Source organism: Parvibaculum sp. (genome assembly GCF_049651025.1).
GTDB lineage: Bacteria > Pseudomonadota > Alphaproteobacteria > Parvibaculales > Parvibaculaceae > Parvibaculum.
Genome location: NZ_JBASBH010000067.1, coordinates 1 through 21,440, shown reverse-complemented (window position 1 = coordinate 21,440; position 21,440 = coordinate 1). Strand labels below are relative to the sequence as shown.

Sequence of the window (21,440 nt, the reverse complement as noted above, 5' to 3'; positions counted from 1 at the left end):
ACAAAACATCTGGGGGGTTGATATGCGTCGGTCCGTGAAGCACATCGCGCTTGGCGTCGTGGTTGTGCTGGTCGCAGGTGTTGCCATTGTCGGCGTCGCCAAATGGCGCGAGGTCAAGCGCGCGCAATTCGTTGCGAGCATGTTCTCGGGCGCCGATCAGGTCGAGAGCTTCCGCAACATGGATGCGATCTTCCCCTCGCGCGTCATTCGACGCACCGGCGACGTTTATCATATCCCCGAAGGCGAGAAGGTCGATCTGCCCACGACCTATACCTATGAAGGCAAGGTGCAGGACGCGGGGAAATTCCTCGCCGATACCGACACGACGGGCCTCCTCGTCATCAAGGACGGCAAGATCGTTCACGAGCAATATTGGCGCGGTAATGACAAGGACACGCGCTGGATCTCATGGTCGGTCGGCAAGTCCTTCATCTCCGCGCTGGTCGGCATCGCTGTCGCCGAAGGCAAGATCGCGAGCATCGATGATCAACTGACGAAATATGCGCCTGAATTTTTAGGCACCGGCTATGACGGCGTCACCGTCAAGCAGGCGCTGCAAATGACCTCCGGTCTTGGCTGGAGCGAAGACTATAGCGACCGCGATTCCGATATCTCCCGCTTCGGCCGCGCGCTCGCTTTCGGCGGCTCGATGGTCGAATTCGCAAAGACGCTGAAGCGCGTGCACGAGCCGGGGAGTTACAATCATTACAACAGCCTCGACGCGCAGGTGCTCGGTCAGGTCATCCTGCATGCAACGGGCAAGACGCCCTCTGCCTATATGGAAGAAAAACTCTGGTCCAAAATCGGTGCGGAGCGCGATGCCTATTGGGTGCTGGACGACAAGGGCGTGGAACTCGCGGCGGGCGGCGTCAACGTCACCTTGCGCGACTATGCGAAGTTCGGCCTGCTTTACCTGCATGAGGGCGAATTTAACGGCGAGCAGATCGTGCCGCGCGATTGGGTGAAGGCATCGCATACACCCGACGCGGCGAACCTTCAGCCCGGCAAGCGCGAGAATTCGTCGAACCTCATGGGCTATGGCTATCTCTGGTGGGTGCCGGAAAATGTCGATGGGCCCTATTCGGCAATCGGCATCTATAACCAGTTCGTCTATGTCGATCCCGCGCGCAATCTCGTCATCGCCAAGACCTCCGCCAACCACACCTATGGCGAGAAAAACGAAGAGAAGTATTATCGCGAATTCGAAACCTTCGCGCTCTTCAAGGCCATCGGCGAGAAGCTCGACGCAAAATAGGCAACGTCCATGGATGAGGCGCGTTTCATCGAGCTGGCGCTCACCAATGATGCAAACCGCGCGATCCTCGATCGTTTGCCCGCTCTCGATCTGCCCGACGCATGGCTTGTGTCGGGCAGCCTGTTTCAGACTGTCTGGAACGCGTTGACGGGCCGCGCAGCCGGTTACGGCATCAAGGATTACGACATCTTCTATTTCGATCCCGACACGAGCTGGGAAGCGGAAGACGCCGCCATCCGCCGCTGCGCCGACGCCTTCGCCTCTCTCGGCGTCGAGGTCGAGTTGCGCAATCAGGCGCGCGTGCATCTCTGGTACGAAGCGAAATTCGGAACGCCCTATCCGCCGCTCGTCAGCCCGACGCAAGGCATCGACCGCTTTCTTGCGCCCGCGTGCATGGTGGGGCTCCAGCCAGGGCGGGGGACATTGCGCGTTTATGCGCCGCATGGTTTCGAGGACATCGAAACCATGACTATCCACCCAAACCGCGCCGCGAATTTCTCGGCCGACCGCTACGACGAGAAAGCCGCGCGCTGGAAAGCAATGTGGCCTGAACTGACGGTGCTTCCTGCCTAGGCCGCCTTCAGCCGCTCCACAAAAAACGCGATCACGCGCTTGGCCGCTTCCTTGGTCGGCTCACCATCCTTGTCGATGAGATCATTGGTCACGACGCTATGCGCGCCGGGGCCGATCGAATCGGGGTTTGAATGCTTGTCGTCGATCTCGATCCCCTCAAAGGCGTCGCCCAGCTCGCGGCGCAGCGTTTCGAACTTGCCGGGCGGGGACATCTTGTCGCCCTTGAAGCGCAAGCCGAGAACCTTGCCGCCCTTGGCGCAGCGATCCTTCACACATTGAAATTCTTCCGGCGACACATGCAGTGCTGCCTTGCGCGTCTCGCCGAGCGGCAGGGGCATGGAAGGCTGGCAAAGCACGGGCGCGAGCAGCGATGGCTCCATCATCATCGAAAGCGCGAAATTGCCGGAGAAGCACATGCCGATGGCGCCGACGCCTTTGCCGCCCGCCTCCTCATGCGCGTGGCGCGCCAACGCGCGCAGCCAATCCGTGACCGGGCTCGAACTGTGGCTTGCCAGCACATGAAACTCGCGGCTGATGCAGATGGTCGCAATGGATTTCAGCACATAGCCCGGCGTGATCCCCGGTCCCGCCTTGCCGACGAGAAGCGGCATGTAGACTCGAAACCCTGCATCGACCACCCAGTCGGCAAAGCGCACGACTTCAGGCGTGATGCCCGGTATTTCGTGAATGACGATGACGGCAGGCCCGTGCCCCCGGACATAGACGGGCTTCACCTTGCCGTCATGCGTGAACTCGGTTTTCGTATAGTCGCTGAGCATGGCGTTCCCCCTGTTCCCCTGGGTTCAACGCTATCTGAGGGAAGGGGCGGGGACAAAACAAAACCCCGCCGGAGAGGGCGGGGTTTTGCAGAAGTGTAGCGGACGCCTGGTCCTTAGTGCAGCTTGGAGGCGAGTTCCGAGATCGAAGTCTCGACGATCTTGTTGTCCTTCGTCGCATCGACCTTCTCGGCGATGACGTCGCGAGCGGCGTTGACGGCGATATCGGCCGCCGTTGCGCGAACTTCAGCGATTGCCTGCGATTCGGCGCGGCTGATCTTGTCTTCCGCGATCTGCTGACGACGCTCGACGAGGGCCTTCAGATTGGTCGCTGCTTCCGCGGCAAGGTTTTCAGCCTCGGCCTTGGCCTGAACGATGATCTCCTCAGCTTCCTTCATCGCTTCGACCTGCTTGCGCTGGTAGGAGGCGAGAAGCTGCTGGGCTTCCTCGCGCAGACGGCGGGCCTGCTCAAGCTCATCGGCAATCTCACTCGACCGCTTGTCGAGCTGCGCCGTCACCATCCCCGGCACCTTCATATAGATCGCGATTGCGATAAAGATGATGAGGGCGAGAAGCACCCAGAATTCGCCGGTTGCGAGAATGTGCATCGTCTTAACTCCGCTTCAGCGCGGCATCGACCGCACGTTCGGTCGCTGCCTTGTCGGCTTCTTCGCCGAGCAGGTGGGTGACGATCGTGCCCGCCACGTCGACCGCAACAAGGCGAACATTTGCAAGTGCCGCAGCCTTGGTCGTCGCAATGGAGGCTTCGGCCTCTGCGATTTTCGCGGTGAGCTTTGCTTCCGTCTCCTGGCGTTGCTTTTCGGTCTCGGCCATCAGGCGGTCGCGCGTTTCTTGCGCAATCGCATGGGCCTTGGCGCGTGCCTCGGCAAGGGCCTTCTCGTAAGCCGCAATCGCCTCATCCGCCTGCGTCTTGGCGTGAGCCGCCTGTTCGAGGTCGGAAGAGATGCGCGCGCGCCGGTCGGCGATCACCTTGCTGATACGCGGCATGGCGATGCGCGCCATCAGCACATAGAGAACGCCGAATACGAGCACCAGCCAGACAATCTGCGAGGAGAAGGTCTGCGCGTTGAACGGGGGAAACCCCGTGCTATGCGCATCCTGCAGAACGCCCGTGTCGGTGTGTTCCAGCTCAGCATTAACCGCGCCGGGCATAGCGCCGACAGGGGTCTCGGTGGTCACGCCGTCATTGACCGCCAGATCTTGGGCCATTTGGGACTCCAGTTAGGCACCGTCCGTCGAACATCGGCTGGCCGCTGTTGAAAGCGGCCAGCGCTCGGTCGAAAGGTCGATCAGGCGAAGAGAAGGATAAGCGCGACGAGCAGCGAGAAAATGCCAAGTGCTTCCGTCACGGCGAAGCCGAAAATCAGGCGGCCGAACTGACCGTCTGCAGCCGCCGGGTTGCGCAGCGCGCCAGCGAGGTAGTTGCCGAAAATCGTGCCGAGGCCGATGCCTGCGCCACCCATGCCGAGGCATGCGATACCGGCGCCGATGTACTTTGCTGCTTCTGCGTCCATAACCAAGTGCTCCTTAGGGTTTTTTCCGGTTAGTCCATGGGATCGGCGAAATGCCGAACCAAGCTTTCAATTCGAATATTGCGCGCCGCGCCCCGGCTTAGTGGCCCGGATGAATGGCGTCGCGCAGATACATGCAAGTCAGGATGGCGAACACATAAGCCTGCAGTGCCGCAACCAGGATCTCGAGCGCCGTCAGCGCGACGATCATCGCGAAGGGCAGCACCGCGCCAGCCCAGCCGGCGGCGCCCATCGTCGTGAACGAAATCACGAAGCCCGCGAAAACCTTCAGCGTGATGTGGCCGGCCAACATGTTGGCGAAAAGACGGACGGAGTGGCTGATCGGACGCGAGAAGTAGGAGATGACCTCAATCGCGACGACGAGCGGCAACAGAACGATCGGAACGCCTGACGGCACAAAAAGCCCGAAGAACTTGAAGCCGTGCAGGTAAAGGCCGGTCAGCGTCACGCCGAGGAAAACGGTCATCGCCAGTACGAAGGTGACGATGATGTGGCTGGTGACGGTGAAGGCGTAAGGGAAGAGGCCGATCATGTTCGCAAAGAAGATGAACATGAAAAGCGTGAAGACGAAAGGGAAGAAGCGCATCGCATCGTGGCCCGCATTGTCGCGGACCATGTCGTGGATGAACTCGTAGAAAAGCTCGACGGTCGACTGAAGGCGGCCGGGAACAACGGCGCGTCGGCCCATCGCGAAAATGGTGAAGCCGGTCACCGCAAGCGCGGTGATGACCATCCAGAGGCTGGAATTGGTGAAGGAGACATCGATGCCCCCGACCTGCAGCGGTATAATCTTGTTGACCACAAACTGGTGCAACGGATCGACCGGGAAACCACCCTGAGCGTGTTCGGCTGCTGCTGCCACGGTGCCTGACCTTACCTTTTATCGTCGGGCGCCTGCCCGCTCTGATCCTGCTTCGCTGCGTCGCTCTTCAGGGATTTATCGAATTCCCGAGTCGCGCGTAGCACATTTCTCACGCCGGCTACCGTGCCGAGCCCCAAAAACAGAATGAGGCCGATAGGCGAGGTGCCGAACAACCGATCGAAGCCCCACCCAATGCCTGCCCCGACCAGAACACCCGCAACGAGTTCCGAGGACAAACGAAGAGCAACGCCCATATCGGACGGACGGCTTGTGGCCGTCTCTTTCTCCGGCTCGGGACGAATCCACTTTGCCGTTTTGCGAGCCGACTGAATCCTTTGATCTAGATCGGCGAGCGAAGTCTCATCGGCAGGCGGTTTACTGCCGTCATTTCGAGCGTCAGGTTCCTTCTTGTCAGCCAAACTCTCGCCCCGCCGTCAAAAAGGCCCAGCAAAATCGCTCCGAAACTTCGAAAGCCCAGCCTCAAGCCGCGCGCACCCTACTTGTGGGCCTGTAGCCTGTCAAGAACCCGGTAACTCTCTTTAAGCCATTGATTACAAAAAGTTTTTCATCAGCATTCGCGGCTGCGGCAATAGGCCCCGCCACTCCCCTGAGTCGCGCGCCGGATGCGCAGGAAAAAGGCCCCGATGAAGGGGCCTTAATCGTTCGATTATGGGTAAATCAAGAGGCTTCCTTGAACCGCTCGATGCCTTCAAGGTCCACCGAAACCAGCGTCGAGACGCCGCGCTCCTGCATGGTCACGCCGAAGAGGCGGTTCATGCGAGCCATGGTGAGTGCGTGGTGAGTGATGATGAGGAAGCGCGTATCGGTCGTGCGCGTCATCTCTTCCATCAGATCGCAGAAACGCTCCACATTGGCGTCGTCGAGGGGCGCGTCCACTTCGTCCAGCACGCAGATGGGCGAGGGGTTCGTCAGGAAGACGGCGAAAATCAGCGACATGGCCGTCAGCGCCTGCTCGCCGCCCGAAAGCAGCGACATGATCTGCAGCCGCTTGCCCGGCGGGCGGGCGAAAATTTCGAGACCGGCTTCCAGCGGATCGTCGGATTCAGTGAACTTCAGATGGGCTTCTCCACCGCCGAAGAGATGCGTGAACAGGCGCTGGAAGCTCGTATTCACCTTCTCGAAAGCCTCGAGCATACGCTCGCGACCTTCGCGGTTGAGGCTGCCGATGCCCTGACGCAATTTCGCAATGGCGCTGATCAGGTCTTCGCGCTCGCTGGTCATCGTCTCAAGCTGTTCGGCCAGCTCGCGCGCTTCCTCATCGGCGCGCAAATTGACGCCGCCAAGGCTCTCGCGCTCGCGCTTCAACCGGTCGAGCTTCGCATCGACCTGTTCAAGCGTCGGCAGTTCCGCGCCTTCCTCGACATTGCCCTGGGCAAGGGCCTGCGCCGGTTCGCATTCGAGAACTTCGCGCACACGCTCTTCCGATTCGCGCAGGCGCTCGCGTCCGCCTTCGACGAGACCGTCAATATGGGCGCGTTCTTCGCGCGCTTCGCCGAGATGCGCCTGAAAGGTCTTCGCAAGTCTCGCGCATTCGCTCAGGCGCGCTTCGGCTGTCGCCAGCGCGTCGGCGGCAGCGCCGCGTGCGCTCTCCGCCGTCGCAATATGTTCAAGCAGCACGATGCGCCGCTCTTCAATTTGCGCGGGAACGCTTTCAAGCTCCTGAAGCTCTTCCAGGCCTTCTGCCTGCCGCTCTTCCAGCGTCGCGATCTGCCGCTCGGCATTGCTCGCGCGCTGATCCCAGGCGCGGCGTTCATCGACGATGGCAACCAGACGGCGCGTCCGCGTTTCCGCCTCGCGCCGCATGCTTTCATGCCGCGCGCGTGCTTCCGTCAATTCGATGCGTAGCGTCGCGACCTGATCGCGCAGCTCGCTTGCGCGCCCGCGCAAATCTTCGTCAGGCTGCAGGCTGGCCGCAGCAACTTCGGCTTCTTCCAGCGCGCGCGAGGCTTCCATATGGTCGCCCGCCAGCCGCTCCTGCGCTTCCGATAATGCCGCAACGCGCTGCAACAGCGCCGACGCCGCGCGCTCTGCCGCCGCAAGCGTGTCGCGCACGACGTTATGCGCGTTCTGTGCTTCGCGCTGGTGCCTGCGCGCATCCTGTTCCTGCGCGAGCGCCATTTCTGCTGCGACGCGCGCGTTCTCAAAAACGTTACGCGCTTCCGTCGAAATCTCGCGCGCGGCCTGCAATTCGATTTCCAGATCGGCAAGACGATTGCGCTGCTCGAGGCGACGGGCCGCCGTTGTCGGCGCATCGGCCGCCGCCGTATATCCATCCCAACGCCACAGCGCGCCCTCGCGCGTGACAAGGCGCTGGCCGGGCTTCAGATCGTTTTGAAGCCGCTTGCCGTCTTGTGCATCGACGACGCCGATCTGCGACAGACGACGCGACAGTGCCGCGGGGCCGCGCACGAATTGCGTCAGTGCAACAGCGCCTTCCGGCAGGGCAGGCGGAACATCGAAGTCGGGAAGCGCATCCCAGTGCACCGGCGCGGCCACATCGCCGGGAACGGCAAGGTCGTCGCCCATCGCCGCGCCAAGCGCGGTTTCATAGCCATGCTCGACATGCAGCGCGTCGATCATCGGCGGCCAGAGATCGCTTTCGCCGACGGCGAGAAGATCGGCAATCGTCTTGGCCTGCGCCGCCAGATCGCCTGCCTTGCGCTCGGCAATCTGCATCGGCTCGCGCGCTGCTCTTTCTGCGTCCTGCGCGCGGGCGCGCGCATCTTCTGCATCGAGCGCCGCCTGTTCCGCGCCGCTCACCGCCATGGCGGCAGCTTCAAGCTCCGCAGACTGAAGATCGATCTCGGCCTGTTTTTCGGCCGCGTCCGTCAGCGTTGCCTGCTCGGCGACAACATCGTTGAGCTGGGCCTGCAGCCGCGCAACGCGCGTCCTGCCGGCTTCGATCGTCCGCTCAAGGCTCTGGCGCTCGGCGCTGAGCTGCGCGATTTCGCGATTGAGATGATCGAGTTCCGTTTCGCGCGTGGTCAGGCTCGCCTGCGTTTCATCGACGAGCAGCCGCGCTTCTTCCTGCGCTTCTCCCTGGCCGTCATCGGCGAACTGAAGCTCTTCCGATTCCGCATCGAGCCTTGCCATTGCAGCGCGTGTATCCTCGATCAGGCTGCGCTCGCGTGTGAGGTCATGGCCGATCTGGTCGAGCCGCGCGGTGAGGCGCTGGGCCTGTTCCTTGGCGCGGGCCTCTTCGGCATCGAGCTGATCGCGCTCGATGGTCAGGCGGTGAAGGCGTGCAGCCTCATGGGCTTCCGTATCGCGAAGCTGGGGCAGGGTTTCTGCTGCATCGGCTTCGGCAATTGTCGCCGCCGCGCTTTCGCGCGTCAGCTCGGCAACGCGCGCATCGGTGGCGGCAAGGCGTTCCTCGTCGCGCTTCAGCCCTTCAACGGCCTGCGTCCATTTGAGATGGAGCAGGATCGCTTCCGTCTCACGGATCTGGCCCGACACGTTGCGATAGCGCGTCGCCTGGCGTGCCTGACGTTTCAGACTTCCAAGCTGGGATTCGATCTGTGCGACCACGTCGTCGAGGCGCGTCAGATTTGTTTCCGCCGCCTTCAGGCGCAGTTCCGCTTCATGGCGGCGCGTGTAAAGCCCGGTGATGCCGGCGGCTTCTTCAAGAATGCGGCGACGATTGATCGGCTTTGAGGCAATGATCTGTGCGATCTGGCCCTGGCGGACAAGTGCGGGCGAATGCGCGCCTGTGGAGGCATCGGCAAACAGAAGCTGCACGTCGCGCGCGCGCACTTCGCGCCCGTTGACCTTGTAGGTGGAGCCCTGATCGCGCTCGATCTTGCGCGACACTTCAATCACTTCGCAGTCATTGTAAGCTGCCGGGGCCGAACGGTCGGCATTGTCGATATAGAGCGTGACTTCGGCTTGATTGCGCGCAGGCCGCCCCGTTGTGCCTGCGAAAATCACGTCTTCCATGCCCGAGCCGCGCATGTTCTTGAACGAGTTTTCACCCATCACCCAGCGCAGCGCTTCAAGAAGGTTCGACTTGCCACAGCCATTGGGACCGACAACGCCGGTGAGGCCCGGCTCGATGATGAGATCGGTCGGGTCGACGAAGGATTTGAAGCCCGAAAGACGCAAACGATTGAACTTCACGTAACTCGATCCTGCTTTGGCTCGTTCAAAAAATTAGCTGACGCAAACGCAACCGACTTGAAGCGAAGTCAGGTCAATGCTCTTCCGGCTCTGCCGGTGTCGATGCGCCCGAAGGAGCAGGCGTTGCTTCGCCTGCCGTCTTGTCGGCGCCTGGCAGATGCTTCTTCAGAATGGGCTCGAATTCGGCATAAGGAACCGCGCCTTCCACTTTCTCGCCATTGACGAAGAAAGTAGGGGTGGAGCGCACGCCGAACTGCTGCGCACCGCGCTGCGCCGTCGCCTTCACATGGTCGAAAATCTTCTCGTCCTTCATGCAGGCATCGAACTTCTCTTCCGAAAAGCCGCCCTGGCGCGCGATACCCTTCAGCGCTTCCATCGGCGTTTCGACAAAGGCCCATTGAGCCTGCGTGCTGAAGAGCACATCGACGAAGCCGAAATAGCGTTCCGGCCCTGCGCAATGGGCCAGCATATAGGCGGCGGTCGCGATGGGGTCGAAGGGGAAGTCGCGCAGCGTGTAATAGACCTTGCCGGTGTCGATATATTCTTTCTTGAAGGTCGGGAACGTGTCCTTGTTGAACTCCGCACAATGCGAGCAGGTCAGCGAGGCATATTCATAGACCTTGATCGGGGCGTTCTTGTCACCCAGCGACATGTCACCCAGAGGACCCGGAACGGCGAGTTCCTTCTCCAGCGCGGATCGTCCCTCGTCGATCGAGGCGGTCTCAAGACCGTCCTTCGATGCAAAGCTCCGATAGCCGACATAACCAAGGACGCCCACGGCCAAAACAGCCGCCGCCGCTATCGCAATAACCCGATTTTGATTCACTTTACGCGGTCCCCACTAGATGTTGAGGCATTATGGCCGCGCAGAAGGGCCTGCTCAACTAAACCTTTGACTTGCGCGAGGCCCAGAATCGCGACTCAAGGCCCCTTTTGGGAGTTCTCCCCAGAATTCGTTCGCCAAGCCGCTCAAGCGCGGTCTTGAGCGTCGGCTCGGCAATCGGCGCGAGGCTCTGGACGAGCTCCGAGCGCTCCTCCGCGCCGAGCGGCCGGATCGGTCGCCGCCTCGGTTTCGGGCGCATCGGCAGCGGGCCCTGAATGAGTTTCAGCCGGGCGACCGCCTGATAGCCATAATAGGAATTGATGCGCTCGATGATCTGCGGCTCCAGATGCTTGATTTCGAGCGCGATCGGGCCGTCAACGCGCACGGCAAGCGTCGCGCCGACCTGCAATTCGCGGCTTCCGCTTGAGCGGCGCGGGTAAACCAGCCGTTCCGGCGCGGAAAAGACCGAAATGTCGGCACCGGCGATCTCCGGCCAATGGGCGAGAATATGCCCCTCCGCAAAGCCGCGCTTGCGGAACACGTCCTGCGTCACCTGTGCGACCCGCGCACCGATAGGTGGCAGGCTGAACCGCTTGGGAGCTAGTTGATGATCGCGACCGCTGGTCATGGCCCATTCTGCCCTGAAACGGCGCGGGGTGCGAGTATGGGCGGTTGACGCATGCAGGGATTTCAAGAGAAGAGAAGGCATGGCAAGAAAATCGGCGGCCAAGGCGAGTACGGCACCAGAGCGGGAAAACCCCGTCGCGCCTGCGCTTTTGGCCTGGTACGACCGCCACGCCCGCGTGCTGCCCTGGCGTTCGCCGCCGGGAAAATTCGCCGATCCTTATGCCGTCTGGCTTTCCGAAATCATGCTTCAGCAGACGACAGTCGCCGCTGTCGGCTCCTATTACCGCGACTTTCTCGCCCGCTGGCCGACCGTCGAGGCGCTGGCCGCCGCCTCCATCGATGATGTGATGAAGCGCTGGGCGGGTCTTGGCTATTACAGCCGCGCCCGCAATCTCCATGCCTGCGCCGGGGTTGTAGCGCGCGATCACGGCGGGTGTTTTCCCGACACTGAAGAGGCGCTCCGCAAGCTGCCCGGCATCGGGCCTTACACGGCCGCCGCCATCGCCGCCATTGCTTTCGGCAAGAAGGCGACTGTCATCGACGGCAATGTCGACCGCGTGGTCACGCGGCTATTCAAGATCGAAACGCCGCTGCCTTTGTCGAAGCCCGAAATCCGTGCTTGCGCCGAAACGCTGACACCGGAGGCACGCGCGGGCGATTTCGCGCAGGCCATGATGGATTTGGGGGCGACGGTCTGCACGCCGAAGCGCCCCTCATGCAATCGCTGCCCGCTTGAGGCGATGTGCGAGGCACGCGCTGCTGGCATCGAGGAAACATTGCCGCGCCGCGCGCCGAAGAAAGAGCGCCCCATCCGTCGCGGCGCATGTTTCTTCGTCACGCGTGGCGACGGCGCGGTGCTGTTGCGCAAACGCATAGCGAAAGGCTTGCTCGGCGGCATGATGGAAGTGCCGACGACGCCCTGGGAAGGTGAGGCACAGGAGGATGCCGCGCATCTCGCTCACGCGCCGCTGAAAGCGAAATGGAAAAAGCGCGCAGGGCTGGTCGAGCACACCTTCACGCATTTTCATCTGATGCTGGATGTCTTCGTCGCCGAAGCAAGTGCGAAGGAAGCGGCGAGCGCCGATGGAATCTGGATTGCGCCGGAGGATCTGGCCGACGAGGCGCTGCCCTCGCTGATGCGGAAAGTCGTGCAGCATGCGATGCCCGACGAGGGGCCATTGTTCCACAGGAAGTAATTCGATTTCCGCCGTCATCCCGGGGCTCGTCCCCGGGATCCATGAAGCGTCGCAACAGGTGGTGAGGCCGGTGGGTCCCGGGAACAAGTCCCGGGACGACGCACGTATTGGAGCAAGTAAGCGAAACGCCCTTACGCCTCGCCCATCTCCGCCCGCACCTTCTGGCGCAGAATATCGATCGGCTTCAGCTTGCCGTCCGTCTTGAAGTGCCAATAGGTCCAGCCGTTGCAGGCGTCGAGCCCTTGCACATGCGCGCCGATTTTGTGGATCGAGCCCGTCGCGTCGCGGCAGACGATGGAGCCGTCGGCGCGGACGCGCGCGGCGTGGCGGCGCATCGGATCGGTGAGGATGGTGCCCGGCTCAAGCAATCCGCGCTCGACGATGCTGCCGAATGGCACGCGCGGTTCGGCCTTCTTCGAGGTCGTGACCTTGAGGTCGTCGGGCGCTGACGGCAGCACCTGCGCGATGCGGGCCTTCGCGGCCTTGATATATTTCGTCTCGCGCTCGATGCCGATGAACTTGCGGCCAAGCTTCTTTGCGACAGCGCCCGTCGTGCCCGTGCCGAAGAAGGGATCGAGCACCGTGTCGCCTGCATTGGTCGTTGCGAGCAATACGCGATGCAGCAGCGCTTCGGGCTTCTGCGTCGGATGGGCCTTGTCGCCGTCGCCATCCTTCAGGCGCTCGCCGCCCGTGCAGATCGGCAGCACCCAGTCGGAGCGCATCTGCAGGTCGTCGTTCAGCGCCTTCATGGCGTCATAGTTGAACGTGTATTTTTTCTGCTCCTGGTCGCGCGTCGCCCAGATCAGCGTTTCATGGGCGTTGGTGAAACGCGTGCCGCGGAAATTCGGCATCGGGTTCGACTTGCGCCACACCACGTCATTCATGATCCAGAAACCCAGATCCTGAAGGCTCGCGCCGACGCGGAAAATATTGTGATAGGAGCCGATGACCCAGATCGCGCCAGTGTCCTTCAGCAGGCGCTTCGACGCCTTCAGCCACTCACGGGTGAATTTGTCATAAGTCGCGAAGCTGTCGAACTTGTCCCAGTCGTCGGTGACGGCATCGACCTTCGACTGGTCGGGCCGCGTCAGCTCACCGCCGAGCTGAAGATTATACGGCGGGTCGGCAAAGATCAGATCCACCGACTTGGCGGGCAACGAATTCATCGCCTCGATGCAGTCGCCCTGGATAATATGTTCGCCCGGCAGCTTTGCCGTTTCGCTTGTCGCGCGCCCCAACTTCAAACCCCTTCTTCAAGATAGGGCGGGATCATGGTCGAGCGGCGATTCTGCGTCAAGAATCAAAGACTTAACGGATTCACTTCCACTACATCGAGTCCTTTTGGAATCTCGGGACTCAACATGTTGCGTACCGGCGCGAAGCTTCGGCGGTGATGTTGGGTCGCGCCGAGGCGCTTTAGTGCATCGAGGTGAGTTGCGGTCCCATAACCCTGGTTCGTTTCCCACCCATAACCGGGATGTTCGGCGGCCAGTTCCAGCATCATTCTGTCGCGCGTGACCTTCGCCGCGATGGAGGCTGCGGCGATCGAAAGCACGAGCGCATCGCCGCTGATAATCGCGCGGCCGGGGCAGGGGATATTCGGCACGCGATTGCCGTCAATCAGCGCAAATTGCGGGGCGACTTGCAGCGCCTCCAGAGCGCGGCTCATGGCGAGCATCGAGGCCCAGAGAATATTGAGCCGGTCGATCTCCTCGACGCTCGCAATGCCGATGCCTATATCCGCGCAAGCGCTGAGCTGGGTGAAAAGCTTTTCCCGTCGCGCATGATTGAGTTTTTTGGAATCGTCGAGCCCTTCGGGAAAGTTCGCCGGATCGAGGACAACCGCGGCAGCAACGACCGGCCCCGCCAGCGGTCCGCGCCCCGCCTCGTCAATGCCGCAGATGCGCCGTTGCGGCGCGCCATGTTCGATTTCAAAGGCATAGCTCGGGCCCGTCACGACGCGCGCGGCGGCGCGGTCGCGCTTTCGTTGCGGTTCCCGGGGCGACTCGGATGGGGGATTTTTCGACATGGGCGCGAGTGTGCCGCGCGTAGCCGCATCACTCAATGCGATCTTGGCAATAATGGCCTTATCCGGCTTTCGGCGTCAGCGGCGCATATTCGTCGAACTGGGGCAAATCGTCGGCAATCTGATGCCAGGGCGCTTTCGAGCCGACAAAGATGTGAAACATGGGGCGGATGCTGGGCTCATCGATGAGCGCCCCAAGCTGAACATGCGCATATCTGCTTTCGCGCACGATGGCGAAAAGCGGCGAGCCGCAGAGCTTGCAGAAATTGCGTATGTTGTCGGGGCTCTTCACATAGATCGCAATATTGTGCGGACCGTTTGTGATCTCGAGCTTTGCCTTCTCGATGCCGCCAAAGGCGCTGAACGCCGATCCCGACGCCGCGCGGCATTGCGAGCAATGGCAATAGCCCGCATAAGCGAATTCGTCCGCGACCCCGAAACGGACTTCCCCGCACGTGCACTTCCCCTGAAGCATGTACCACCCCGCAGATAGTTTTAATTACAGCAAGCTTAGCTGCTTCCCCGAGCCCGGCACGCGAAATTGGCTGCAATCGACCTTCCAGCCGCCACGCTCAAGGCCGAGGCGTTTGGTGGCGATCTCGAAGCGCCGACCGATCTGCCAGGCGTAAGGTCCTGTGCCTCTCATCCGCTTGCCCCATTCGGCGTCGTAATCCTTGCCGCCACGCATCGAGCGGATAAGCGACATGACGTGTTCGGCCTTGTCGTGCTCGTTTTCCTCCAGCCATTCGCGAAAGAGGTCCTTGATCTCGAGGGGCAGGCGCAACAGCACGAAGCCTGCCGACTTCGCGCCGGCATAAGCCGCCCCGGTCAATATTTTCTCGATCTCGCTATCGTTCAGCGCCGGAATGATCGGCGCGACCATGACGCCTGTCGGCACGCCTGCTTCCGACAGCAGTTTCATCGCTTCGAGCCGCCGCGAGGGCGTCGAGGCGCGCGGCTCCATGACGCGCGCAAGCTTTGCATCAAGCGTCGTCACCGACAGCGCCACCTTGACGAGATTGCGCTTGGCCATATCGCTCAGAATGTCGAGATCGCGCGTCACGCGGGCCGACTTGGTGACGATGGTGACGGGATGATTGAAGGCCGACAGCACTTCGAGAATGCTGCGCGTGATCCGGTAGCGCAGCTCGATCGGCTGATAGGGGTCCGTGTTCGTCCCCATGGCAATCGGCGCGACTTCATAGCCCTTGCGCGACAATTCCTTTTCCAGAAGCGCCGCCGCATTGGGCTTGGCGAAAAGCTTCGACTCGAAATCGAGCCCCGGCGACAGGCCCATATAGGCATGTGTCGGCCGCGCGAAGCAGTAGACGCAGCCATGTTCGCAACCCCGGTAAGGATTGATCGAGCGGTCGAACAAGAGATCGGGCGATGAATTGCGCGTGATGATCGTGCGCGGTGTCTCGTTCGTCACCTGCGTCTTCAGGGGCTGCGGTGCGTCATTCACACCCCATCCATCATCGAGCAGCACACGGGCCTGATGCTCGAAGCGGCCACTGTCATTGGTCAGCGCACCCCGGCCGCGGCGGCCGTTTTGGGGAATCCCTTGCCGTGCGAGGGGGACGGGATCCACCAGGCGATTAGACCGGACACCCGCGGGGCCAACAGGGGAATTGGCAGGGGAGCAGGTGGGGCGGCCGGGGCGTGCTGTGTCGCGACTCGCTGTCATGCATTCAGCGTATCAAAATATAAGAACATAACAAGAACATTCTCGTCGTTCTTTCCTTCGCACACGCGGCATATATATTGCGCTCATGTTGAGCGTCATCATCCCAACGCTGAATGCCGAAGCCACGCTGCCGCGTGTGCTCACCGCGCTTATTCCGGCCGCAGTGCATGGGGTCGTGCGCGAGGTCATTATCGCCGATGGCGGCTCGACCGACGGCACAGCGGAAATCGTCGAGGCGACGGGCGCCAAATTTATCCACGCCCCCAGAGGCCGGGGCAGTCAGCTCGCGGCTGGTGCAAAGGCCGCGAAAAGCAGTTGGCTGCTTTTCCTCCATGCCGACACGGTGCTGGAGCAGGGCTGGGACCGGGAGGTTGAAAAGCTTCTCGAGCATGTCGCAGCCGGTCGTTTTCGCTCGCCGGAAATTGCGGCCACCTTCCGTTTCACGCTCGACGATTTTTCAGGCAGCGCCCGTTTTCTGGAACGCGTGGTCGCATATCGTTGCGCGCTGCTGAAGCTGCCTTACGGCGATCAGGGATTGATCGTGAACAAGAGACTCTATGATCGCATTGGCGGCTTCCGCGATCTGCCGCTGATGGAGGATGTCGATCTCGTGCGCCGCATCGGTCGCCGCCGCATGGTGCTGCTGCGGTCCCGCGCTGTTACAAGCCCTGAGCGCTATCTGAAAGACGGTTTTGCCACCCGCATGGCACGCAATGCGCTCTGCATCACGCTCTACTATCTGCGCGTGCCGCCGCGTTTCATCGCGCGCATCTACGCCTGAGCGAATGTCACTGACGCCGCAACTCGTCGTCATGGTGAAGCGTCCGAACCTCGGCGCGGTAAAGACGCGACTTGCAAAAAGCATCGGCTCGGTCGCGGCAACCGGCTTCTATCGCAGGACCAGCCTCAATCTCCTTCGCCATGTTGCAGACGATCCCCGCTGGCAGACGCTCATCGCGCTGGCGCCTGATCGTGCGGTGCATGAGCACGGCGTATGGCCGCAATCGATTCCGCGCATCGGCCAAGGGCCGGGCGATCTCGGCGCTCGCATGGGCCGCCTCATGCGCGATCTGCCGCCCGGTCCCGTTGTCATTGTCGGCAGCGATATTCCCGACATCAGGCGCGAGCACATTGCGCGAGCCTTCGCGGCATTTGGAAATGCCGACGCGGTCTTCGGCCCATCGGAAGATGGCGGCTACTGGCTCGTCGGGATGAAGCGCCGTCCGCGTGTTGTCGACGTCTTCGACAATGTGCGCTGGTCGGGCCCGCACGCATTGGAAGATACCTTGCACAATGTCGAGCAGGCGGGCCTCAAACTCGCAAAACTTGCAACGCTCGCCGATATAGACACTGGCGAAGACTATGAACGCTGGAATGGAAAAGCATGATGGATATTGACCCCTTCAGGTTTTTCCTCGAATTGCAGCTCGCTCTGCCGCGCAATGGGCCCGGCAGCGCGCGGGCCACGGCTGAAGCCTTCGCGCTTTTGCCGTCACTGCCGCCGCGGCCGCTTATCCTAGATCCCGGTTGCGGGCAGGCGCCTGAAGCCTTCGATCTGCTGAAGCTTTGTGATGCGCGCATCACCGCCGTCGATCTCTTCGAGCCTTTTCTCGACAAGGCAAGCGCGCGGGCGGAGCGAGAAGGCATCTCGCAAGAGCGGCTTGCCTTCGAACGAGCAGACATGGCCGACATGCCATTCGACGATGAAAGTTTCGATCTCATCTGGTCGGAAGGCGCGATTTATATTGTGGGCTTTGAAGAGGGCTTGAGCCTCTGGCGGCGCTTCCTGAAGCCGGGCGGCTTTGCCGTCGTCTCGGAGCTGACATGGCTCACCGACAAGCCGTCGCCCATCGCTGCGAGTTTCTGGGGTAGTAACTATCCGACAATGGGCACGATAGAGACGAACAAGGCCGCGGCAGTCCGTGCGGGCTATCGCGTCATTGCAGCGGTGGTTTTGCGTCTCGAAGATTGGTGGACGGATTACTATACGCCGATGCGCGCCGAGCTTCGCGCCATGCGCGCTCGCTATGGCGACCTGCCCGCGCTCGATGAAATGGCGCAAGAGATTGAAGTGCTGGAACGGAGCCCCGGCGACTACAGCTACGTTTTTTACGCGCTGGAGCGAGCCTGACCCCGTTCCTGATCACATTCAGCAGCTATTTTCCGGTGTGAACGACAGCAGAAACTTTTAGCCGCGAACTTTCAGCAGATCGCGGATTTCTTCCAGCAGCACTTCCTGGCGCGGCGGTGCAGCGGCTTCCGGCTCCTGGCCTTTGGCAATCCGCTCCTTGAGGCGGTTCATCTGGCGAATGACCATGAAGAGCGCGAAGGCGACGATCGTGAAGTTGATGACCGCGTTGATGAACTTGCCATAGGCAATCACCGGCACGCCCGCTGCCTTTGCCGCCTCCAGCGAAACAGGCGCCGCCTCTCTGGAGAGCGATACGAAATAGCTTGAGAAGTCGACGCCCCCGAGCAGAACCCCGATGGGCGGCATGATGATGTCGCTGACAAGCGACGTGACGATGGTCGTGAACGCCGCGCCGATGATGATGCCGACTGCCATGTCGAGCACATTGCCGCGTAGTGCAAACTCTCGGAATTCTTTGAGCATGATGGCCTCTCCTTGCCGCCTTGAATCGTATGGGTAAAGATGACGCGATGCGTCTTGCCAATCAATCTCGGCTTTGGACGCTTCAGCCAGCTTGCAGATGTTCCTGAAGGCGGGGGAGTATCTCGACGAAGTTGCAGGGCCGATAGCGATTGTCGAGCTGGAATTGCAGGATTTCGTCCCATCCGTCCTTGCAGGCGCCGGGCGAACCGGGCAGGGCGAAGAGATAAGTGCCATGCGCGACGCCGGCGGTTGCCCGCGACTGAATGGTTGAAGTACCGATCTTCTCGAAACTGATGCGATGGAAGATCGTGGAAAAACCGTCGATTTCCTTGTCATAGACGGATTTGAAGGCCTCCGGCGTCACGTCGCGCCCCGTGAGGCCTGTGCCGCCTGTCGAGATCACGATGTCGACTTCGGAACTGGCAATCCATGAGAGAAGCTGATTGCGGATCATTTGCACATCGTCAGAGACGATGGCGCGATCGGCAAGTGTGTGTCCCGCCTTCACAATGCGTTCTGCGAGCACATCGCCGGACGTATCTGTTTCGCGCGTGCGCGTGTCGGACACCGTCATCACGGCAATATTGAGGGGAATGAAGGAACGTGAATTGTCGATGCCAGGCATGGGGGGTGCCTTTCAAAATACGAGGGAGACAAAAGAATGGCGGATTATTTTCGATTTACCGAGAGGATTCGACCGCTTCATAGACCGGCCAGTCGCCCGACGCACTGACGTCGAGCGAGCGCGATGGCTGGCCGAGCTTGGCGCGGTATATCCAGAAATTCGTAAGAACCCGCTCGATATAGCCACGCGTCTCGGGCGCCGGAATGCTCTCGATGAAGAGAAACGGATCGCCCTTGAAGTTGATGCTGTCGAGCCAGCGCGAAAGATTGCCCGGCCCGCCATTATAGGCGGTCGTCAGCATGTAGAGATTGCCGCGCGGCTCGCTGGAATTCATCAGCGTTTCAAAATAATTCTGCGCAAGCGACAGATTGAACGAAGGATCGAGCAGCCGGTCCTTGTTGCCATTGGCAAGCGTCGCGTCCTGCGCGATGCGGCTGGCCGTTGCCGGCATGAGTTGCATCAGCCCGCGGGCACCGGCAACCGATGTCGCGTCGGTGCGGAATTTGCTCTCCTGGCGCATCACTGCATAGAAAAGCGCCCGGTCAACGCGGAACCCATTTGTCGGCTCATAGCCGGGAATGGGGTAGAGGCCCGAATTGATCGCGATTTGACCGTCATGCGCGCGTGCGGGTGGAAGCTCCGCGCTGCTCGCGGCCTGCAATTCGACGGCGGGCAGGTTGAATGTCGCGGCAAGGGCGATAAGGGCTTGATCCGTGTTCGGATCGAGCCATCCATGCGCGCGCACAAGTTCAGCTTCCGCAAGATCGCGCCGCCCGATCTGTACGAGCGCAACGGCGCGCGCAACGGCGGCGTCTGCAACCAGCACGTCAAATGCAGCCCGGTCGAGCTTCGGTTCGATCCATGTGAAACGCGGCTCGCGCCCTAGCTGGCGCGTTGCAAGCAAGCCGTAAAATGTTGCCCCCGTATCGGCGGCAAGCTCGAGCATTTCGGCGACATGCTCCGGCGCACGGTTGGCAAGATGCGCGCGCGCCGCCCAGAAACCGCCCGCCGCCTTTGTCCAGTCGGAAACCGTTTGCGAGCGCGCCAGGCGTTCGAAATGCGATGCGGCGTCGGCGAAGCGCTCCATGCGCCAGGCAGCGAGGCCGGCATACCAATGGGCAAGCGGCACCTCGCGCGGATGGCTGCGCGAAATCTCGTCGGCAATCTGATAGGCGCGCTCATTTTCATTCTCGATGAAAAAGGATGTCGCGACCCGCACGCGCGCCTTGTCATATTCGACATCCGACAGCGACCGGCGGACCGCCGAACTGTCGAGGAAGGCCAGTGCGTCGACGGCCTTGGCGCTGCGTACGATCTCGCGTACGCGCGCATCTATTTTCTGGAAACGGTCGGAAAAAAGCGGCTCGCCACTCTCATCGACGGCGTAGTTGACGCGCGAAGGCTGGCGGAACCGCTGCACGGCGGGCCGAACGGGGGCGCTCGCCTTGCGCGGCTTTTTCTTCAGCGCCAGCTTGTAAACGCGGTCGGCACCGGGTGTGCTCGAATATTCCGCCATCCAGGCCCGCAGGTCCGCATATTTCACGGCATAGCCGGGATGCAGATAACGGTCTGCGAGCACATAGCCCATGAGCCGCTTGTCCGCGAGCTGGTCGATAAGCTTGTCGGCCTTCTTCCAGTCGGCGCGTTTCTGAGCGGCGAAAATCTTGAGATAGCGCTCACGGTCCGAGCCGCTGAGGATTTCAGGGCTCCAGATCTTGGCGCTGGATGAGAGGGGTGCGGTCTGCGGCGCGGGCGCTGGGACCGGCGCGGCGCTCAATGTACCGAGCGTTGCGGCACGGGCGCTCGTGAAAGGCGTGGTCGCCAGCACGGCAAGCGCCAGCGCGGCCACAAGCGTGAGGCCACGGGAAAAGCTCGGTCCGGCATTGCGTTCCGGCAAAGCCGTTCGGTTTTGGGACGTCCCCCTATGCATAGGAGTCATTCTAGCTGTAGAGAGCGCCCTGCCAAGCACGTTATGGTTGAATCGTGCTGCGACTGCGAAGGAAACGCTCAGTCCCGAGGCGGGAGGGCGTCGATCCGCTCTTTAAGCGAAATGAGGTCGCGCCAGGCCAGCCGCTTTTGTGCCGGTTGGCGCAGCAGATAGGCCGGATGGAGGATCGGCAGGGCGGGAATCTCGCGCGCACCGCCCTTGTAAGTGCTCCATCGCCCGCGCAGCCGCATGATGCTCGTATCGGTGCCGAGCAGCAATTTGGCCGATACGCCGCCGACGAAGACAAGAATCTCGGCGGCCGACAATTCGATCTGGCGTTCGATGAAGGGCATGCAGATCGCCTGCTCGACAGGTGTCGGCGGGCGGTTGCCCGGCGGACGCCAGGGCAGGGTATTGGCAATATATACGCTGCTGCGGTCGAGCCCGATGGAAGCGAGCATCCGATCAAGAAGCTGGCCTGCCGGGCCGACAAAAGGCCGGCCTTGCAGGTCTTCGTCTCTTCCCGGTGCTTCCCCGACGAGCATCACGCGCGTTTGCGGATTGCCATCGGCAAAAACGAGGTTCTTGGCCGTATTGCGCAGTGCGCAGCCTTCGAATGTGCTCAAGGCCTCGCGCAATTCGTCGAGCGTCCGGCATCCTGCAGCCAGAATGCGCGCCGTTTCTGCAGCCTGCGCTTCTTCAAGCGGAATGGTGGAGGGCGCCTGCACGCGGGCGGGCGGGGGAGGCGCATCGGGCCTG

The 21,440-nt window shown here is 61.5% G+C and carries 23 protein-coding genes; 6 read left to right on the top strand and 17 right to left on the bottom strand.

Translation table 11 applies throughout. The annotated features are described in order from the left end of the window. Positions 1–22 precede the first annotated feature (22 nt). Complete coding sequence (locus tag WA943_RS09335) at positions 23–1,255, top strand: serine hydrolase domain-containing protein (protein WP_424469601.1); 1,233 nt, start codon at positions 23–25, stop codon at positions 1,253–1,255. A gap of 9 nt (positions 1,256–1,264) precedes the next feature. Beyond that, entirely contained in the window at positions 1,265–1,828 is a 564-nt protein-coding gene (locus tag WA943_RS09330) for a nucleotidyltransferase family protein (RefSeq protein WP_424469600.1), read from the top strand. Here the strand turns inward: WA943_RS09330 and WA943_RS09325 are convergent. The 9 genes from WA943_RS09325 to WA943_RS09285 all read right to left on the bottom strand — a co-directional run bounded on the left by WA943_RS09325 (position 1,825) and on the right by WA943_RS09285 (position 10,607). Beyond that, the gene (locus WA943_RS09325) at positions 1,825–2,607 is read right to left on the bottom strand and encodes a dienelactone hydrolase family protein (protein WP_424469599.1); all 783 of its coding nucleotides are present in this window, start codon (positions 2,605–2,607) and stop codon (positions 1,825–1,827) included. The two genes, WA943_RS09330 and WA943_RS09325, sit on opposite strands and share 4 nt — an antisense overlap. Before the next feature lie 113 nt (positions 2,608–2,720). After that, positions 2,721–3,212, bottom strand: a complete 492-nt coding sequence (locus tag WA943_RS09320) for an ATP F0F1 synthase subunit B (protein WP_424469598.1) — start codon at positions 3,210–3,212, stop codon at positions 2,721–2,723. Positions 3,213–3,216: 4 nt separating this feature from the next. After that, positions 3,217–3,834: a F0F1 ATP synthase subunit B gene (locus tag WA943_RS09315; RefSeq protein WP_424469597.1), complete on the bottom strand. Its 618-nt coding sequence runs from the start codon at positions 3,832–3,834 to the stop codon at positions 3,217–3,219. Between the two features lie 80 nt (positions 3,835–3,914). Beyond that, positions 3,915–4,139 carry a F0F1 ATP synthase subunit C gene (locus WA943_RS09310; RefSeq protein WP_424469596.1) on the bottom strand — a complete coding sequence of 75 codons (225 nt, stop codon included), beginning with the start codon at positions 4,137–4,139 and terminating at the stop codon, positions 3,915–3,917. Between the two features lie 97 nt (positions 4,140–4,236). After that, positions 4,237–5,019, bottom strand: coding sequence for a F0F1 ATP synthase subunit A (locus WA943_RS09305; RefSeq protein ID WP_424469595.1), 783 nt, complete (start codon positions 5,017–5,019; stop codon positions 4,237–4,239). 11 nt (positions 5,020–5,030) lie between these two features. Continuing rightward, the gene (locus WA943_RS09300) at positions 5,031–5,438 is read right to left on the bottom strand and encodes an AtpZ/AtpI family protein (protein WP_424469594.1); all 408 of its coding nucleotides are present in this window, start codon (positions 5,436–5,438) and stop codon (positions 5,031–5,033) included. A gap of 259 nt (positions 5,439–5,697) precedes the next feature. Further along, positions 5,698–9,156, bottom strand: a complete 3,459-nt coding sequence (locus tag WA943_RS09295) for a chromosome segregation SMC family protein (RefSeq protein ID WP_424469593.1) — start codon at positions 9,154–9,156, stop codon at positions 5,698–5,700. 73 nt (positions 9,157–9,229) lie between these two features. Continuing rightward, a complete protein-coding gene (locus WA943_RS09290) occupies positions 9,230–9,934 on the bottom strand; it encodes a DsbA family protein (protein ID WP_424469611.1) in 705 nt (234 codons plus the stop codon). Between the two features lie 106 nt (positions 9,935–10,040). Beyond that, positions 10,041–10,607 (bottom strand): DUF721 domain-containing protein, encoded by a 567-nt coding sequence (locus WA943_RS09285; protein ID WP_424469592.1) that lies wholly within the window; start codon positions 10,605–10,607, stop codon positions 10,041–10,043. Between the two features lie 79 nt (positions 10,608–10,686). On the opposite strand from WA943_RS09285, the gene mutY reads away from it, so the two are divergent. Continuing rightward, positions 10,687–11,802, top strand: coding sequence for an A/G-specific adenine glycosylase (gene mutY, locus WA943_RS09280; protein WP_424469591.1), 1,116 nt, complete (start codon positions 10,687–10,689; stop codon positions 11,800–11,802). 131 nt (positions 11,803–11,933) lie between these two features. On the opposite strand, the gene WA943_RS09275 is transcribed toward mutY, so the two are convergent. From WA943_RS09275 to WA943_RS09260, 4 genes are read right to left on the bottom strand one after another with little or no spacing between them, the layout of a single operon-like run. Next, a complete protein-coding gene (locus WA943_RS09275; protein ID WP_424469590.1) occupies positions 11,934–13,046 on the bottom strand; it encodes a site-specific DNA-methyltransferase in 1,113 nt (370 codons plus the stop codon). A gap of 56 nt (positions 13,047–13,102) precedes the next feature. Continuing rightward, positions 13,103–13,867, bottom strand: a complete 765-nt coding sequence (locus tag WA943_RS09270) for a ribonuclease HII (RefSeq protein WP_424469589.1) — start codon at positions 13,865–13,867, stop codon at positions 13,103–13,105. A 22-nt stretch (positions 13,868–13,889) separates the two neighbouring features. Continuing rightward, positions 13,890–14,303, bottom strand: coding sequence for a GFA family protein (locus WA943_RS09265; RefSeq protein WP_424469588.1), 414 nt, complete (start codon positions 14,301–14,303; stop codon positions 13,890–13,892). Between the two features lie 24 nt (positions 14,304–14,327). Then, positions 14,328–15,515, bottom strand: coding sequence for a PA0069 family radical SAM protein (locus tag WA943_RS09260; protein WP_424469587.1), 1,188 nt, complete (start codon positions 15,513–15,515; stop codon positions 14,328–14,330). Positions 15,516–15,600: 85 nt separating this feature from the next. On the opposite strand from WA943_RS09260, the gene WA943_RS09255 reads away from it, so the two are divergent. Genes WA943_RS09255 through WA943_RS09245 form a run of 3 tightly spaced genes read left to right on the top strand, consistent with a single transcriptional unit; the run spans position 15,601 to position 17,646 of the window. Continuing rightward, positions 15,601–16,296, top strand: a complete 696-nt coding sequence (locus tag WA943_RS09255; protein WP_424469586.1) for a TIGR04283 family arsenosugar biosynthesis glycosyltransferase — start codon at positions 15,601–15,603, stop codon at positions 16,294–16,296. Positions 16,297–16,300: 4 nt separating this feature from the next. Further along, entirely contained in the window at positions 16,301–16,903 is a 603-nt protein-coding gene (locus WA943_RS09250; RefSeq protein ID WP_424469585.1) for a TIGR04282 family arsenosugar biosynthesis glycosyltransferase, read from the top strand. Then, positions 16,900–17,646, top strand: coding sequence for a class I SAM-dependent methyltransferase (locus tag WA943_RS09245; protein ID WP_424469584.1), 747 nt, complete (start codon positions 16,900–16,902; stop codon positions 17,644–17,646). Before WA943_RS09250 ends, WA943_RS09245 begins: the two co-directional genes overlap by 4 nt. A gap of 57 nt (positions 17,647–17,703) precedes the next feature. On the opposite strand, the gene mscL is transcribed toward WA943_RS09245, so the two are convergent. The 4 genes from mscL to WA943_RS09225 form a co-directional block, all read right to left on the bottom strand. Continuing rightward, positions 17,704–18,129 carry a large conductance mechanosensitive channel protein MscL gene (gene mscL, locus WA943_RS09240; RefSeq protein ID WP_424469583.1) on the bottom strand — a complete coding sequence of 142 codons (426 nt, stop codon included), beginning with the start codon at positions 18,127–18,129 and terminating at the stop codon, positions 17,704–17,706. Positions 18,130–18,211: 82 nt separating this feature from the next. Beyond that, positions 18,212–18,754 (bottom strand): molybdenum cofactor biosynthesis protein B, encoded by a 543-nt coding sequence (gene moaB / locus WA943_RS09235; RefSeq protein ID WP_424469582.1) that lies wholly within the window; start codon positions 18,752–18,754, stop codon positions 18,212–18,214. A 55-nt stretch (positions 18,755–18,809) separates the two neighbouring features. Continuing rightward, on the bottom strand, positions 18,810–20,651 hold the full coding sequence (locus WA943_RS09230) for a transglycosylase SLT domain-containing protein (protein ID WP_424469581.1): 1,842 nt from the start codon (positions 20,649–20,651) through the stop codon (positions 18,810–18,812). Between the two features lie 110 nt (positions 20,652–20,761). Beyond that, on the bottom strand, positions 20,762–21,440 hold a 679-nt coding region (locus WA943_RS09225), incomplete at its 5' end, for a uracil-DNA glycosylase (RefSeq protein ID WP_424469580.1).

What these genes read in the sequence shown, in the direction of transcription:
- WA943_RS09335 (WP_424469601.1), top strand. Translation starts at nt 23, where the DNA reads ATGCGTCGGTCCGTGAAGCACATCGCGCTTGGCGTCGTGGTTGTGCTG.
- WA943_RS09330 (WP_424469600.1), top strand. Translation starts at nt 1,265, where the DNA reads ATGGATGAGGCGCGTTTCATCGAGCTGGCGCTCACCAATGATGCAAAC.
- WA943_RS09325 (WP_424469599.1), bottom strand. Translation starts at nt 2,607, where the DNA reads ATGCTCAGCGACTATACGAAAACCGAGTTCACGCATGACGGCAAGGTG.
- WA943_RS09320 (WP_424469598.1), bottom strand. Translation starts at nt 3,212, where the DNA reads ATGCACATTCTCGCAACCGGCGAATTCTGGGTGCTTCTCGCCCTCATC.
- WA943_RS09315 (WP_424469597.1), bottom strand. Translation starts at nt 3,834, where the DNA reads ATGGCCCAAGATCTGGCGGTCAATGACGGCGTGACCACCGAGACCCCT.
- WA943_RS09310 (WP_424469596.1), bottom strand. Translation starts at nt 4,139, where the DNA reads ATGGACGCAGAAGCAGCAAAGTACATCGGCGCCGGTATCGCATGCCTC.
- WA943_RS09285 (WP_424469592.1), bottom strand. Translation starts at nt 10,607, where the DNA reads ATGACCAGCGGTCGCGATCATCAACTAGCTCCCAAGCGGTTCAGCCTG.
- mutY (WP_424469591.1), top strand. Translation starts at nt 10,687, where the DNA reads ATGGCAAGAAAATCGGCGGCCAAGGCGAGTACGGCACCAGAGCGGGAA.
- WA943_RS09265 (WP_424469588.1), bottom strand. Translation starts at nt 14,303, where the DNA reads ATGCTTCAGGGGAAGTGCACGTGCGGGGAAGTCCGTTTCGGGGTCGCG.
- WA943_RS09260 (WP_424469587.1), bottom strand. Translation starts at nt 15,515, where the DNA reads ATGACAGCGAGTCGCGACACAGCACGCCCCGGCCGCCCCACCTGCTCC.
- WA943_RS09255 (WP_424469586.1), top strand. Translation starts at nt 15,601, where the DNA reads ATGTTGAGCGTCATCATCCCAACGCTGAATGCCGAAGCCACGCTGCCG.
- WA943_RS09250 (WP_424469585.1), top strand. Translation starts at nt 16,301, where the DNA reads ATGTCACTGACGCCGCAACTCGTCGTCATGGTGAAGCGTCCGAACCTC.
- WA943_RS09245 (WP_424469584.1), top strand. Translation starts at nt 16,900, where the DNA reads ATGATGGATATTGACCCCTTCAGGTTTTTCCTCGAATTGCAGCTCGCT.
- mscL (WP_424469583.1), bottom strand. Translation starts at nt 18,129, where the DNA reads ATGCTCAAAGAATTCCGAGAGTTTGCACTACGCGGCAATGTGCTCGAC.
- moaB (WP_424469582.1), bottom strand. Translation starts at nt 18,754, where the DNA reads ATGCCTGGCATCGACAATTCACGTTCCTTCATTCCCCTCAATATTGCC.